The sequence below is a fragment of the Mycobacterium simiae genome (genome assembly GCF_010727605.1).
Classification (GTDB): Bacteria; Actinomycetota; Actinomycetes; order Mycobacteriales; family Mycobacteriaceae; genus Mycobacterium; species Mycobacterium simiae.
In genome coordinates, this window is sequence record NZ_AP022568.1 from 802,854 (window position 1) to 816,927 (window position 14,074).

The following is a 14,074-nucleotide window of genomic DNA, read 5'->3' on the forward strand; positions in this document are numbered from 1 at the left end:
CCGCCCGGGCTGGACCCTCAACGAACGGCTACCGTCATATCGCATCGGTCCCGCGCTCACCGGTGCGCACTCGCACGATGGTTTCCACGGGGCTGACCCAGACCTTGCCGTCACCGATCTTGCCGGTGCGCGCCGCCCGGACGATGCTGTCCACCACCTTGTCGACGATGGAGTCGTCCACGACCACTTCGATGCGGACCTTCGGCACGAAATCGACCGAGTACTCCGCACCGCGGTAGACCTCGGTGTGGCCCTTCTGCCGGCCGTAGCCCTGGACTTCGCTGACCGTCAGCCCGAGGACGCCCGCGTCCTCCAGACTGGTCTTGACGTCATCGAGCGTGAACGGCTTCACGATCGCGGTGACCAGCTTCATGATTGCTCTGCCTCCACTTTCTCGGCCACTGCTACGTCCAGTCCATTAGAGCTGTCCGGCAGGCTGGCACGGGGAAGGACCGACGACGTGGCCACCGCGAAATCGTATCCGCTCTCCGCGTGCTCGGCCTCGTCGATGCCGGACGCTTCCGCCTCGGCGTTCAGCCGCAACCCAATCGTGTACTTCAGGATCAACGCCAGGATAATCGTCACGGTGAAGGAGTAGCCCAACACGCTGAACGCGCCGACCGCCTGCTTTTCCAGCTGCTCCCAGCCGCCCCCGTAGAACAATCCCTTGGAGACGCCGGTGACGCCGTTGATGGCCACGCTTTCCGGCGCGGCCAGCAGGCCCACCAACAACGTGCCCGCCAACCCGCCGACCAGGTGCACCCCGACCACATCGAGTGAGTCGTCGAAGCCGAGCTTGAACTTCAGCCCGACCGCTAGCGCGCACACCACACCGGCCACCAGGCCGACGATCAGCGCGCCCAGCGCATTGACTGACGAGCAGGACGGGGTGATGGCGACCAAGCCGGCGACGATGCCCGACGCCGCTCCCAGCGTCGTGGCGTGACCGTCGCGGATGCGCTCGGTGAGCAGCCAGGCCAGCATCGCCGCGGCCGTCGCGATAGTGGTGGTCATGAAGGTGGATCCGGCGGCACCGTTGGAGCTGGTGGCCGACCCGGCGTTGAATCCGTACCAGCCGAACCACAGCAGACCCGCGCCGAGCATGACGAACGGCAGGTTGTGCGGGCGGAACAGCGTCGTCGGCCAGCCCTTGCGCTTGCCGAGCACCAGCGCCAGCGCTAGACCCGCCGCACCAGAGTTGATATGGACCGCTGTCCCACCGGCGAAGTCGATGGCGTGCAGCTTGTTGGCGATCCAGCCGCCCTTCTCGGCGGCGAAGCCGTCGAACGCGAACACCCAGTGCGCGACCGGGAAGTAGACCAACGTGGCCCACAGTCCGGCGAACACCAGCCAAGCGCTGAACTTCAGCCGGTCGGAGACCGCTCCCGAGATCAGCGCCACCGTGATAATCGCGAACATCAGCTGGAACGCCACGAATACGGTCGCGGGCAGCGTGCCGGCCAGCGGGATATCCGTCGCCGCCACTCCCTTGGTCGGGTCAGCCGCCACCGCGTTGCCGCCGATCAGGCCTTTCAACCCGAAGTACTCGGTCGGGCTGCCCATCACGTTGCCCACGTCGGTACCGAAGGCAACCGAATATCCATATAGCACCCACAACACCGTGACCACGCCCATGGCGCTAATGCTCATCATCAGCATGTTGAGCACGCTTCTGGCGCGCACCATCCCGCCGTAGAAGAACGCCAGGCCTGGCGTCATCAACAACACCAGCGCGGAACTCGCCAGCATCCATGCCGTATCGCCGGTATTGGGCTGGCCCATTACTGGGAAACTCACTCGGTATCACCTCCGGTCGGCCCTGAACTGGTCATCAGACATGTGCCTGATGGCCTGATCCAGAACCTTGCGCAATGGTTGTTTCCGAGATGGGGCCGCTGTGTTTCAGCGTTATTAACGAAACGCCCCTCGTGTAAGGGGTTTTAGCCGAGCAGGGCGTCGACGAACGCGGTTGCCTCGAAGGGCGCCAAATCGTCGGGTCCCTCCCCCAGGCCAACAAGTTTCACCGGCACGCCCAATTCTTGCTGCACCCGGAAAACGATGCCGCCCTTGGCCGTTCCGTCCAATTTCGTCAGTACGGCGCCGGTGATGTCGACGACCTCGGCAAACACCTTCGCCTGAGCCAGTCCGTTTTGCCCGATCGTGGCGTCGAGAACCAGCAGCACTTCGTCGACGGCGGCCCGCCGAGTCACCACGCGCTTGACCTTGCCGAGCTCGTCCATGAGGCCCACTTTGGTGTGCAATCGCCCCGCCGTGTCGATCAGCACGACGTCCGCGCCCGCCTCGATGCCCTTGTCGACGGCGTCGAAGGCCACCGACGCCGGGTCGGCCCCCTCCGGTCCGCGCACCACCTCAGCGCCCACCCGAGCGGCCCAGGTCTGCAGCTGGTCGGCGGCTGCGGCCCGGAAGGTGTCGGCAGCTCCCAGCACAACGCGGCGGCCGTCGGCAACCAGTACCCGCGCCAGCTTGCCGACGGTGGTGGTTTTGCCCGTGCCGTTGACGCCGACGACCAGCAGCACCGACGGGTGGTCGTCGTGCGGCAGGGCGCGGATCGAGCGATCCATCTCCGGATGTAGTTCTTTGATCAGCACGTCACGCAGCACCGCGCGGGCATCGGCCTCGGTCCGCACGCTGCTGCTGGCCAGTCGGGACCGCAGCTGCGCGACCACGGATTCGGTGACGACCGGCCCCAGGTCGGCGACCAGCAGGGTGTCCTCGACGTCTTGCCAGGAGTCTTCATCCAGGTCGCCGCCGCCGATCAGGCCCAGCATGCTGCGTCCCAGCGCGTTCTGCGACCGGGCCAGCCGACCGCGCAGTCGTTCCAGCCGGCCTGCGGTCGGCTCGATCTCCTCGATCTCGGCCTGCGGGACCTGAGCAACCTCGGGCGCCCCGGCAGCTGGCACCTCAGGCGCCGCAGGAGCCTGGGCAGCCTCAGGCGCCTGGGGAGCCTCGGGAGCTGGGGCCTCAGGAGCCCGGTGAACCGGCGCCTGGGTCTTGGTCTCGGTCTCCGGCGCTGGCAGCTGAACCTCGGAGATCGTGCGCCGCGGCGCGTCGCGTGGGATGGTGGCGTCGTCCCCGACGGCGGGCAGCCCGGTGGTGTCGAGCGTCGGTGCGCCCTGACTGAAGGTGATGCCCGACGACGCCGTGTAGCGCCCCCGGTCAAGCGCGGTCGGGTCGGGCCGGGTCAGGGTGATGCGCCGGCGACGGTACCGGATCAGGCCCAGGACCAGCGCGGCGACGAGCACCAGGGCGGCAACAACAGCGATCGCGATCCAAAGGCCTTGTGACACGCTGACATTGTTTCAGGGCCGCACCCGCGATCCGACAGCGACTCATCGCGGCGGCGCCGCTCACCCCTGCGTGCTGCGGCCTCAGGAAGAAGTGGCGGCGAGCTGCTGCACCTGTTGCCCGCGCATGCGTTGCGAGATCACCGCGGTGATGCCGTCGCCCTGCATGGTCACGCCGTACAGCGCGTCGGCGACCTCCATCGTCGGCTTCTGGTGGGTGATGATCAGCAGCTGCGAGCGCGCCCGCAACAGCTCGAACAGCGAGATCAGCCGGCGCAGGTTGGTGTCGTCGAGCGCGGCCTCGACCTCGTCCATGATGTAGAACGGCGACGGGCGGGCTCGGAAAATCGCCACCAGCATCGCCACCGCCGTCAGCGCCTTCTCGCCGCCGGACAACAACGACAGCCGCGTCACCTTCTTGCCGGGCGGCCGCGCCTCCACCTCGATGCCGGTGGTCAGCATGTCGTCCGGATTCGTCAGCCGCAGTCGCCCCTCGCCGCCCGGGAACAACACGGTAAAGACTTCTTGGAATTCGCGTTCCACGTCGACGAACGCGTCGCTGAACACCTGCAGAATGCGGGCATCGACCTCGGCGACCACGTCGAGCAGGTCCTTGCGCGCCGACTTGACGTCCTCGAGCTGAGTGGACAGGAAGTTGTAGCGCTCTTCCAGCGCGGCGAACTCCTCCAGCGCCAGCGGGTTGACCCGGCCCAGCTCGGCCAGCTCCCGCTCGGCCCGCTTGGCCCGCCGCTCCTGGGTGGGCCGGTCGTAGGGCACCGGGGCGGGCGCCGTCACCTGTTCACCGCGCTCGCGGGCCAGCTCGAACTCGGCCATCTCCAGCTCGGACGGCGGCAGCGCGACCTGCGGGCCGTATTCGGCGATCAGGTCCGCCGGCGCCAGCCCGAACTGCTCGAGCACCATCTGTTCGAGCTGCTCGATGCGCAGCGCCGCCTGGGCGTTGGCCACCTCGTCGCGGTGCAGCGAGTCGGTCAGCTTGGCCACCGTGGCGCCCAGCGTGTGCACCTCGTCGCGCACCGCCGTCATCGCCGTCGACCGTGCTTCGCGTTCGGCTACCAGGGCGTCGCGGATCTGCGACACCGCGTCGACGACCCGGTTGAGCCGCGCCGCCAGCAGCCGGCCCGAGTCCGCGACGGCCGCTGCGACCGCGGCCGCGCGCAGTCGCGCGGCATGGGCCTGCTGGGAGCGGATGCGTGCCTCGCGTTCGGCGGCGGCCGCGCGGCGCAGCGAGTCCGCCCGTCCGCGCACCGCGTTGGCCCGTTCCTCGGCGGTGCGCACCGCCAGGCGGGCCTCCACTTCGATGCCGCGGGCGGCCTCGGCCGCGGCGGCGATGCGCTGACGATCGACGGGCTCTTCGGCCGGTGCGACCTGGCTCTGCTGCGCGTTACGCAGGCGCGTCTCGAGTTCGGTGACCTCGGCGACGGTCTGCGCCCGATTGGCCTCGAGTTCCTCGCGTTGGCGCAGCAGCCGATTCCATTCGGCCTCGGCGGTCCGGGCGTCCTGCCCGAGCCGGCCCAGCTGCTCGTACATGGCCGAGATGGCCGTGTCGGATTCGTTGAGCGCGGCCAGCGCCTGCTCGGCGGAGTCCTGACGGCCGCGCTGCTCGGTCAGTGCACCTGACAGCGCGGCGCTGAGTTGGGCGACCTGCGTCTCGGCGGCGGCCAGTTCGCTGCTGGCCTTGTCGATCTCCGAGGTCAACTCCAGCGTGGACGGTTTGCGGTCTGAACCGCCACTGACCCAGCCGCGGCCGACCAGGTCACCGTCGAGGGTGACCGCCCGCAGTTGCGGACGGCTTGTGACCAGGTCCAGCGCCGCGCCCAGGTCGGGCACCACCGCGACGCCGGAGAGCATCGCGACCATCGCGCCGCGCAGCCGCGGCGGGGCCTCGACCAGGTCGAGGGCCCACAGCGCAGCGTCGGGCAGAGGTGCGGCCGACGGGGGCTGATCGACCGGCCAGTCCCCCAACACGAGGGCCGCGCGGCCGCCGTCGGCCTGCTTGAGTGCCGCGACCGCCGAACGGGCCGCGCCGAAACTTTCGGCGGCCAGCGCGTCGGCCGCCGATCCGAGCACCGCGGCCAGCGCCGCCTCGTATCCCGGCCGAACCTTCACCAACTTTGCGATCGGCCCGAAAAGACCTGCGCCAGTGTGATTTTGGGTGAGCCACGCCGCGCCGTCCTTGCGTTCGAGGCCCACCGACAGCGCGTCGATGCGGGCCCGCAGCGAGGCCACCCGGCGCTCGGCCTCCCGCTCCGCGGCCTGCAGTTCGACGACCCGCTCGTCGGCCAGCCGCAGCGCGGCCACCGTCCGCTCGTGGTGTTCGTCCAGGCCGACCTCGCCCTGATCGAGTTCACCGACGCGGGCCTGCACGGTCTCGAATTCCGCCCGGGTCTGCTGGGCGCGGGCGGCACCGTGTTCGATGCGCTCGGACAGCCGGGCGACGCTGTCGTCGATCGATTCGACCCGGGCCCGCATGGTCTCGACCTGACCGGCCAGCCGGGCCAGGCCCTCGCGGCGGTCCGCCTCGGCGCGCACCGCGGCCAGATGCGCCCGGTCGGCCTCGGCGGCTTGTCGTTCCCGTTCGGTCAGCTCGGCGCGGGCCGTCTCGAGCCGGGTCCGCGCCGCGGCCAGTTCTGCCAGCAGTTGCTGCTCGGCGGCTGCGACCCGGTCGGCCTCGGCGTCCAGCGCGTCCGGATCGGTGTCACCGGTTGCCGCCGGCTCGACGTCGAGATGCTGGGCGCGTTCGCTGGCAATGCGCACCGTGGCGCCCACCCGTTCGGCCAGCGCGGACAGCCCGAACCAGGTGTGTTGGACCGATTCGGCCCGCACCGAGAGCTCGGCCAGTGCGGTTTCGTGCGCGGTCAGCTCCTCGGAGGCGACCGCCAGTCGGGCGGCGGCCTGGTCGTGCTCGCGGCGCATGGTGGCCTCGGCCTCGAGGATCGCGTCGCGCTGTCCCTGCCGGCTGACCAGGTCGTCGGCGGCCAGCCGTAACCGCGCGTCCCGCAGGTCGGCCTGGATGGTCTGGGCGCGGCGGGCGACTTCGGCTTGCCGGCCCAACGGTTTGAGCTGGCGCCGCAATTCGGTGGTCAGGTCGGTGAGCCGGGCCAGATTGGCCTGCATGGCGTCGAGCTTGCGGAGCGCTTTCTCCTTGCGTTTGCGGTGTTTGAGCACGCCGGCGGCTTCTTCGATGAACGCGCGCCGATCCTCGGGCCGGGACTGCAAGATCTCGTCGAGCTTGCCCTGCCCCACGATGACGTGCATCTCACGGCCGATGCCGGAGTCGCTGAGCAGTTCCTGGACGTCCATCAAACGGCAACTGGCGCCGTTGATTTCGTACTCACTCGCGCCGTCGCGGAACATCCGGCGGGTGATCGACACCTCCGAGTACTCGATCGGCAACGCATTGTCGGAGTTGTCGATCGTCACGGTGACCTCGGCGCGGCCCAGGGGGGCGCGCGACGACGTGCCGGCGAAGATGACGTCTTCCATCTTGCCGCCGCGCAACGTCTTGGCGCCCTGCTCGCCCATCACCCACGCCAGCGCGTCGACCACGTTGGACTTGCCGGAGCCGTTGGGCCCGACGACGGCGGTGATGCCCGGTTCAAAGCGCAGAGTCGTCGGCGAGGCAAAGGACTTGAAGCCCTTCAGCGTCAGACTCTTGAGGTACACGGCCAGCCAGACTACCGCTGAATATGGCCCGCGCCAGCCTCACCACGGGGTGTCGCACCGCGCGAACTGCGCCTCGCGCCCACACCTTGACGCACTGGTCACAGCAGTCCCTTGCGTCACTGAACCGGGGCCGCGATGCTGTCAGCGTTCGACGAAGCCCTCGAACTGTTCGGTCGGCGTGGACCAGTCGGCGACGACCTTGTCGACCCGGCCCGGCCGCGGGGGCCACGCGTGGCCGCCTTCCAGTAGCTTGAGTAGTTTTTCGGCCGCTTCCCGAGGGCCGTGCGCAACGACCAGGACGCGGCCGTCGGCCTGGTTGGCCGCGTAGCCGGTGAGGCCGAGCTCCAGCGCCCGGCTGCGCGTCCACCAGCGGAAACCGACGCCCTGGACGGCGCCGTGCACCCAGGCGGTGAGCCGGATGTCAGGTTCCGGCATCGCCACCCTTGGAAGCAATCTTGAAGTCGACTTTCGTGCCGGCCTTGAGCGTGCGCCCGACGGTGCAGACCATCTCGATCGCCCGGTCGACCACCACCAGCAGCCGCTCCCTCTCCTGGGCGCTCAGAGCGGACAGGTCGAGCTCGAGCGTCTCCTGCAGGAGCGGATACACCTCGCGTTCGCGGTCGGCGGCGCCCGACACCCGGACCACCGCCTGATAGTCATCGCCGAGCCGACGCGCCAGCGGCTGATCGCTGGACATCCCGCTGCACGCGGCGAGCGCGATCTTCATCAACTCGCCGGGGGTGAACACGCCTTCGACATCCTCGGAGCCGATCAGCACCTGCGCGCCCCGCGAGCTGCGGCCGGTATAGCGGCGAGTCCCGGTGCGCTGCACCCATAGGTCGGTCATGGCTCATTTCTACCGGGTTTCTACCGGGCGCCAACTACCGCGCGCCCCTCGCCTGGTTGTCGAATGTGCGTCCCGGGCGTGCTTGACCGGCGTGTCGCCGCCCTAGTCGCGCCCGCAACGCCACGGCGGCACGCCCGCCGACGGGCGGGCCTCAGCGGACGATCAGCGACAGCAGCTTCTTACCGAACGACAGTGTGCCCGAATCGCTTTCGGCTGCAACGACCACGGCCTGCGGATCGACCCGACGGCGCAGTTCGCGCTCCAGCACGTCGCGCAGCGTGGCCGACGCGCCGGGACAGCCGTCACAGGCGCCTGACATCCGCACCGTCACCTGGTGGCCGTCCACCGAGACCAGCTCGATCGACCCGCCGTGCGATGCGGCCAGCGCCCCCACCTGCCCGGCCAGCAATTCGGCCGCGATAGCCTCCAGTCCGCTTGCCGCACCGCGGGATTCGTCGATGGCCCAGGCCTCGGGCTGCAGCAGCGCCGCACTGAGCGCGGCGCGGACGTCGTCACCCAGCTCGCGCCAGGTGTGGCCCGCGCCGATCCTGATCAGGATGCCGCCGGGCTCCACCACCAACTCGTCGAGCGCGCCAGCATCCAGCAAGGCACCCAGCGTGCCCGGCGCGGCGCGCACGGCGCCGGCAGGCGGCAGCCGATCCGGGCTGACCACCCAGCGCAACTGCCGCGCGTCGGCGGTGGCGGTGGCGTGCAGCGGAATCATCCGCCCAGCCCGATCGCGACCGAACGGGCGAGGAACGCCATCGTCCACGCCAGCACGAACATGTAGCACCAGGCGACCGCGGGCCAGCGCCAGGAGTTGGTTTCGCGGCGCATCACCGCGACGGTCGACATGCATTGCAACGCGTACACGAAATACGCCATCAGCGCGATCACCGTGGGCGCGGTGAACACCTTGCGGCCCTGACTGTCAGTCATGTTGACCAGCGCTTCGCGCGGATCGTCGGGGCTGGTCGCCGCCGACACCTGGCCCAGGGTCGACACGAAAACCTCGCGTGCCGAGAACGACCCGAGCAGGGAAACGTTGATGTGCCAATCGAATCCGAGCGGCGTGAACACCGGCCCGACGGCCCGTCCGATGTCGGCGGCGAAGCTGTGCTCCATCACGTAGGCGGTGGCGTCGGTCGCGGACATGTTGGCCGTCTCCGACGGGCGCGCCGGCAGGTTGAGCAGCACCCACAGCACCACGGAGGTGGCCAGGATGATCGTTCCGGCCTTGCGTAGGAACATCTTCGCCGAGTCCCACATTGTGATCAGCACGTTCTTGGGCGACGGGAAGCGGTACGGCGGAAGCTCCATCGTGAACGGCAGCAGATCGCTGCGCAGGATCGTCGACTTGAACACCGACGCGGCGATCAGCGCCGAGGTGCCGCCGCACACGTACAGCGCGAACATCGCGATACCCTGCGCGCTGAAACGGCCCCACTGCGTGCTCGGCGACACCAGCAGCCCGACCAGCAGGGTGAACACCGGAAGCCGGGCCGAGCAGGTCATCAACGGGGCGGTGATGATGGTCGCGATCCGGTCGCGCGCGGACGGCAGCGTCCGGGTGGCCATGATTCCTGGGATGGCGCAGGCAAACGACGACAGCATCGCGACGAAGGCGCGCCCCTCGAGGCCGGTCGCGGCCATCACCCGGTCCATCAGGAAGGCCGCGCGCGCCATGTAGCCGATGTTCTCCAGCAGCGCGATCAGCAGGAATAACAGCACGATCTGCGGAATGAACTGCAGCACCGTTCCCACGCCGCCGATCAGTCCCTGGCTGAGCAGTCCGCGCACCACGTAATTGCCCACGTGGTTGCTGACCAGCCCACCGAGCTGACCGAGCCAATCTCCCACCTGATCCTGCAGTGGCGCGGCGACGGTGAAGACGACCTGAAAGAAGCAAAACATCACCGCGAAGAAGATGACGGTGCCCCACAGCGGGTGCAGCACGACCGCGTCGATCCGCGCCGTCCGCCGATCCGGTTTCGGCGCAACGTAATCGGCCGCCTGTAGCACCGATCTGCCCCAGGCGTCGATGGCGACGTCGTCGGCGGGCGGCAGGACCGGTGGCCGTTGCCACCGGTGGAAGGCGACCAGTTGGGCACGCAGGGCGTCGATGCCGACGCCGCGGTTGGCGATGACGGCCAGGACCGGGACACCCAGCCCGGTGGACAGGGCATCGATGTTGACGCCGCCGCCGCGCGCGGTCAACTCGTCGGTCATGCTCAGCACCAGCAGGCAGGGCAGGTCCTGCCGCAGCACCTGGGCCACCAAAATGATGGAGCGGTGCAACGTGGTGGCGTCGGCCACGATGACGATCCCGTCGGGCCGGCCGTCGCCGTAGACCTCGCCACCCAACAGATCCGCTACCACCTGCTCGTCCGGGCTGATCGGGTCCAGGCTGTAGGTGCCGGGCAGATCCTCGATGGCGATTTCGACGCCGTCCACCTTGGTGGTGCCGACGCTGCGTCCCACGGTGACGCCCGGGTAGTTACCGGTCTTGGCTCGCAATCCGGTCAGGTGGTTGAAAACAGAGGTTTTACCCGCATTGGGACTGCCTACCAGGGCGATCCGCGCCATCCCGGCTACGGCGACCGCGCCGCCGCCGTCGTCATGGCAGGAGGTCATGCGTTGGTCTCCGGGCTCACTTCGATTAGCCGTGCCTCGCGCCGTCGCAAGCACAGTTCGGTGTCTTGCACCCGGTAGATCGTGGGGTCGCCCATCGGGGCCCGGCGGATGACCTCGACGTCGGACGACGGCCGAAAACCCAACTGCCGCAGTCGTCCTGCGACCGCCGCCGACGCCGCCGACGCGACCCCCACAATGGTGGCGCGCTCGCCCGGGCACAGCTGGGACAGCACGGCCGGAGAGCCAGGACAGCGATCTGCGCTTCGCGCGGAATTGCGCATCTAACCGCCCCGGCGCCAGAGGTTGATCATCCTGGTAAGGATAACCTCACGATGCTGAGGATAGCCTCAGTTCTTTGGCAGAAGTCCGCGGGAGTCCTCAGTGTCGCGGTCGGGGCTGACAACGCGGGCAATAGAACGACGAGCGGTTCATGAATTTCTCCCGGCGTATCACCGCGCCGCACCGGCGGCAGCTGTCTCCTTCGCGCCCATAGGCATCCAGCGATCGGTCGAAGTAGCCCGACTCGCCGTTGACATTGACGTACAGCGAGTCGAACGAGGTGCCGCCCTGTGCCAGCGCCTCGCGCATCACCTCGGCGGCGGCGTCGAGCACGGCGATCAGCTGGCGGCGGGTCAGCGTGGCGGCCACCCGGGCGCCGTTGACCTTGGCCCGCCACAACGCCTCGTCGGCGTAGATGTTGCCGATACCCGACACCACCTGCTGATCGAGCAGCTGGCGCTTGATCTCGGAATGCTTGCGGCGCAACACCTTTACCACGGCATCCGGGTCGAAGCGGGGATCCAGCGGGTCACGCGCCAGGTGCGCGACCGGCGCAGGCAGCACGCTGCCGTCCACCTCGACCAGATCGGCCAGCAGCCAGCCGCCGAAGGTGCGCTGGTCGGCGAAGCTGAGTACGGTTCCGTCGTCGAGCAGCGCCGAGATCCGCACATGATCCGCCCGCGGCACCGTGCCCAGCAGCATCTGCCCGCTCATGCCGAGATGAACGACCAGCGCGCTGTCCGGGCCGGCTGGGCCGTCCAGCAGCAGCCACAGGTATTTGCCGCGCCGATCGGTTCCCTCGATCCGCGCGTCGAGCAGTCGGGCGGTCAGGTCGGTGGACCCGGCCTCGTGCCGGCGTACCGCGCGGGGATGGTGCACCCGGACGGCGGTGATGGTTTTGCCGACGATGTGAGCCTGCAAGCCGCGGCGCACCACCTCGACTTCGGGCAGTTCGGGCATCGACTAGGCGGGAGTGGTCCCGGCGGGGTCCAACGCTTCCAGCGTCTTCCAGGTCGACGCGGCCGCCTTCTGCTCGGCTTCCTTCTTCGAGCGGCCCACTCCGGTCCCGTACTCGGTCTCCATCACCACGACGACCGCGGTGAACTCCTTGTCGTGGTCGGGACCGGTCGCGGTGACCACGTAGGACGGCGCCCCCAGGCCCCGCGCCGCGGTGAGTTCCTGCAGGCTGGTCTTCCAGTCCAGCCCTGCCCCCAGCGTGGGCGCGGCGTCCAGCAGCCCACCGAACAGCCGCAGAATCACCTCGCGCGCCGTCTCGATGCCGTGCTCCAGGTAGATCGCGCCCAGCAGCGATTCCATGCCGTCGGCCAGGATGCTCGACTTGTCCGCCCCGCCGGTGTTCGCCTCGCCGCGCCCCAACAGCAGGTGCACGCCCAGACCCTCGTCGGAAAGCTTGCGTGCTACATCTGCCAGCGCTTGGGTGTTGACGACGCTGGCCCGCAGCTTGGCCAGGTCCCCCTCGGAACGGTCCGGATGCCGGTGGTAGAGCTCGTCGGTGACGGTCAGGCCCAGCACGGCGTCGCCGAGGAACTCCAGTCGCTCGTTGGTCGGTAATCCGCCGTGTTCGTAGGCGTAGCTGCGGTGGGTCAATGCCAGACAGAGCAGTTCGTCGGGAAGATCAACCCCGAGCGCGTCGAGCAGAATTTGCCGCGAGGTCACCGTTCACCTCCCGCGGCGTCGGGGTCGGCGGAATCGTCGGAGAACATGTCCACCAGCTTGGCCCATCGCGGATCGATGTTGTCATGGTGGTGGCTGGGATCGTCGGCCAATGGCACACCGCATCGCGGGCATAGTCCCGGGCAGTCCGGCCGGCAGACCGGCGCGAAGGGCAGGTCGAGCCCGACGGCGTCGATGATGGCCTGCTCGAGGTCGATGCGGTCGTCGACGACGCGGCCGACCTCGTCTTCCTCGGTGGTCGCTTCGGTTGTACTGGCCGGGTAGGCGAACAACTCGGTCAATCCGACCTGTACGTGGCCGTTGACCGCGGTCAGGCATCGGGAGCATTCGCCGACGGTGGGTCCGGATACCGTCCCGGTGACCAGCACGCCTTCCGACACGGACTCGACCCGCAGATCCATGTCGAGCGGAGCGCCCTGCTCGATAGCGATCATGTCCAAACCGATGCGCAGCGGGCTGGGCACGGTGTTACGCAGGGTAACCATCGCTCCCGGGCGCCGTCCGAGCCGCGTGACGTCGACCGTCATCGGCGAGGCCGGATGGTGCTGCGCGGTGGTTCTCTTTTCGCGCACCATAGAAAAATCTTACGGCGGGGCCCAGACGCCGGGGGCGGCACTTCTGCCGTGCGCGGCCCGTCCACCCAGGTGGCGGGTGGGGCGGCGAGGTCGACGGCTGGCCAGCGAATGGCCTAGTGAGTCGGCTATCGAGTCGCGTAGTCGTGGGTGCCGGCCGCCGTCCGCAGTTGGTGACGGCCGCGGCCCACCGACCGCAGTGTGCCGTTGAGGAACTCCTCGAACTCGGCGAGCTTGTTGTCGACGTAGATGTCGCACTCGCCGCGCAGCCGGTCGGCCTCGGCGTGCGCGGTGTCGATCAGCCGCGTGGCCTCGGCGTTGGCCGCCTGCACCACCTCGTTCTGCGAGACCAGCCGCTGCTGCTCCTTGATGCCCTCCTGGACGGCCTTCTCGTAGGAGATGTTGCCGTTCTCGATCAGCCGGTCGGCCTCAGCCTGGGCGCGGCCGACGCTGGCCTCGTACTCCCGCTTGGCAGCGGTAGCGATGCGCATTGCCTCCTCGCGGGCCTCTCCCACCATCCGCTCGCTGTGCTGACGCGCCTCGCCGACCATCCGGTCGGCCTGCGCCTTGGCGTCGGACAGCAAACGGTCGGCCTCGGCGCGAGCGTGGTTGAGCATCGACTCGGACTCGGTGGTCGCGGAGGCCACCATGGATTCGGCGTGCGTCTTGGCGTCGTGCAGCATCGAATCGCGAGCGTCGAGCACGTCCTGGGCGTCGTCGAGCTCGCCGGGGATCGCGTCCTTGATGTCGTCGATGAGTTCGAGCACGTCACCGCGGGGTACCACGCAACCGGCCGTCATCGGCACGCCGCGGGCTTCTTCGACAATGGCGCCCAGTTCATCCAGCGCTTCAAAGACTCGATACACGGCCGTACCCTCCTGGCTTGTTGTTGTTACCAGTGTGCCTGGTGTTACGTCTGTGACGGCGGTGGCAACGCCGGTGTGTCGGGCATTGACCTCACGAAAGCACATTCTTCCAGGACTTCTGGGTGGCTGCTCAGCCGGACGCGGGCCCCCGTGCACCGACCTGCAACGGGTGGCCCCGAAGCGGCCGGGCGA

Annotated in this window: 13 protein-coding genes; all 13 read right to left on the bottom strand. The window is 68.8% G+C overall.

The genetic code is table 11. From position 1 onward, the window contains the following. Positions 1 to 34 precede the first annotated feature (34 nt). A complete protein-coding gene (glnB, locus tag G6N33_RS03715) occupies positions 35 to 373 on the bottom strand; it encodes a nitrogen regulatory protein P-II (protein WP_044510728.1) in 339 nt (112 codons plus the stop codon). Next, positions 370 to 1,782: an ammonium transporter gene (locus G6N33_RS03720; RefSeq protein ID WP_101528329.1), complete on the bottom strand. Its 1,413-nt coding sequence runs from the start codon at positions 1,780 to 1,782 to the stop codon at positions 370 to 372. Before G6N33_RS03720 ends, glnB begins: the two co-directional genes overlap by 4 nt. Before the next feature lie 158 nt (positions 1,783 to 1,940). After that, positions 1,941 to 3,308 carry a signal recognition particle-docking protein FtsY gene (ftsY, locus tag G6N33_RS03725; protein ID WP_044510725.1) on the bottom strand — a complete coding sequence of 456 codons (1,368 nt, stop codon included), beginning with the start codon at positions 3,306 to 3,308 and terminating at the stop codon, positions 1,941 to 1,943. 81 nt (positions 3,309 to 3,389) lie between these two features. Further along, on the bottom strand, positions 3,390 to 6,989 hold the full coding sequence (gene smc, locus G6N33_RS03730) for a chromosome segregation protein SMC (protein WP_101528330.1): 3,600 nt from the start codon (positions 6,987 to 6,989) through the stop codon (positions 3,390 to 3,392). Positions 6,990 to 7,130: 141 nt separating this feature from the next. Further along, positions 7,131 to 7,424 carry an acylphosphatase gene (locus G6N33_RS03735; RefSeq protein WP_044513118.1) on the bottom strand — a complete coding sequence of 98 codons (294 nt, stop codon included), beginning with the start codon at positions 7,422 to 7,424 and terminating at the stop codon, positions 7,131 to 7,133. Further along, positions 7,411 to 7,836, bottom strand: coding sequence for an OsmC family protein (locus G6N33_RS03740; RefSeq protein WP_044510719.1), 426 nt, complete (start codon positions 7,834 to 7,836; stop codon positions 7,411 to 7,413). The genes G6N33_RS03735 and G6N33_RS03740 overlap by 14 nt, the downstream gene beginning before the upstream one ends. Positions 7,837 to 7,987: 151 nt before the next feature. Further along, positions 7,988 to 8,560, bottom strand: a complete 573-nt coding sequence (locus tag G6N33_RS03745) for a NifU family protein (RefSeq protein ID WP_044510718.1) — start codon at positions 8,558 to 8,560, stop codon at positions 7,988 to 7,990. After that, positions 8,557 to 10,470 (bottom strand): ferrous iron transporter B, encoded by a 1,914-nt coding sequence (gene feoB / locus G6N33_RS03750; RefSeq protein ID WP_101528331.1) that lies wholly within the window; start codon positions 10,468 to 10,470, stop codon positions 8,557 to 8,559. The genes G6N33_RS03745 and feoB overlap by 4 nt, the downstream gene beginning before the upstream one ends. Next, entirely contained in the window at positions 10,467 to 10,703 is a 237-nt protein-coding gene (locus tag G6N33_RS03755; protein ID WP_049919244.1) for a FeoA family protein, read from the bottom strand. Before G6N33_RS03755 ends, feoB begins: the two co-directional genes overlap by 4 nt. Before the next feature lie 145 nt (positions 10,704 to 10,848). Continuing rightward, the gene (gene mutM, locus G6N33_RS03760; protein WP_044510715.1) at positions 10,849 to 11,709 is read right to left on the bottom strand and encodes a DNA-formamidopyrimidine glycosylase; all 861 of its coding nucleotides are present in this window, start codon (positions 11,707 to 11,709) and stop codon (positions 10,849 to 10,851) included. Positions 11,710 to 11,712: 3 nt separating this feature from the next. Continuing rightward, positions 11,713 to 12,426, bottom strand: coding sequence for a ribonuclease III (gene rnc, locus G6N33_RS03765; RefSeq protein ID WP_044510713.1), 714 nt, complete (start codon positions 12,424 to 12,426; stop codon positions 11,713 to 11,715). Then, entirely contained in the window at positions 12,423 to 13,019 is a 597-nt protein-coding gene (locus G6N33_RS03770; protein ID WP_179962661.1) for a YceD family protein, read from the bottom strand. The genes rnc and G6N33_RS03770 overlap by 4 nt, the downstream gene beginning before the upstream one ends. 125 nt (positions 13,020 to 13,144) lie before the next feature. Beyond that, positions 13,145 to 13,882 carry a cell division protein SepIVA gene (gene sepIVA, locus G6N33_RS03775; protein WP_044510712.1) on the bottom strand — a complete coding sequence of 246 codons (738 nt, stop codon included), beginning with the start codon at positions 13,880 to 13,882 and terminating at the stop codon, positions 13,145 to 13,147. Between the last annotated feature and the right edge of the window lie 192 nt (positions 13,883 to 14,074).

Bases quoted from the DNA above. Each gene is read 5' to 3' on its own strand.
- G6N33_RS03735 (WP_044513118.1), bottom strand. From the start codon at position 7,424: ATGCCGGAACCTGACATCCGGCTCACCGCCTGGGTGCACGGCGCCGTC.
- G6N33_RS03745 (WP_044510718.1), bottom strand. From the start codon at position 8,560: ATGATTCCGCTGCACGCCACCGCCACCGCCGACGCGCGGCAGTTGCGC.
- G6N33_RS03770 (WP_179962661.1), bottom strand. From the start codon at position 13,019: ATGGTGCGCGAAAAGAGAACCACCGCGCAGCACCATCCGGCCTCGCCG.
- feoB (WP_101528331.1), bottom strand. From the start codon at position 10,470: ATGACCTCCTGCCATGACGACGGCGGCGGCGCGGTCGCCGTAGCCGGG.
- G6N33_RS03740 (WP_044510719.1), bottom strand. From the start codon at position 7,836: ATGACCGACCTATGGGTGCAGCGCACCGGGACTCGCCGCTATACCGGC.
- glnB (WP_044510728.1), bottom strand. From the start codon at position 373: ATGAAGCTGGTCACCGCGATCGTGAAGCCGTTCACGCTCGATGACGTC.
- G6N33_RS03720 (WP_101528329.1), bottom strand. From the start codon at position 1,782: ATGGGCCAGCCCAATACCGGCGATACGGCATGGATGCTGGCGAGTTCC.
- mutM (WP_044510715.1), bottom strand. From the start codon at position 11,709: ATGCCCGAACTGCCCGAAGTCGAGGTGGTGCGCCGCGGCTTGCAGGCT.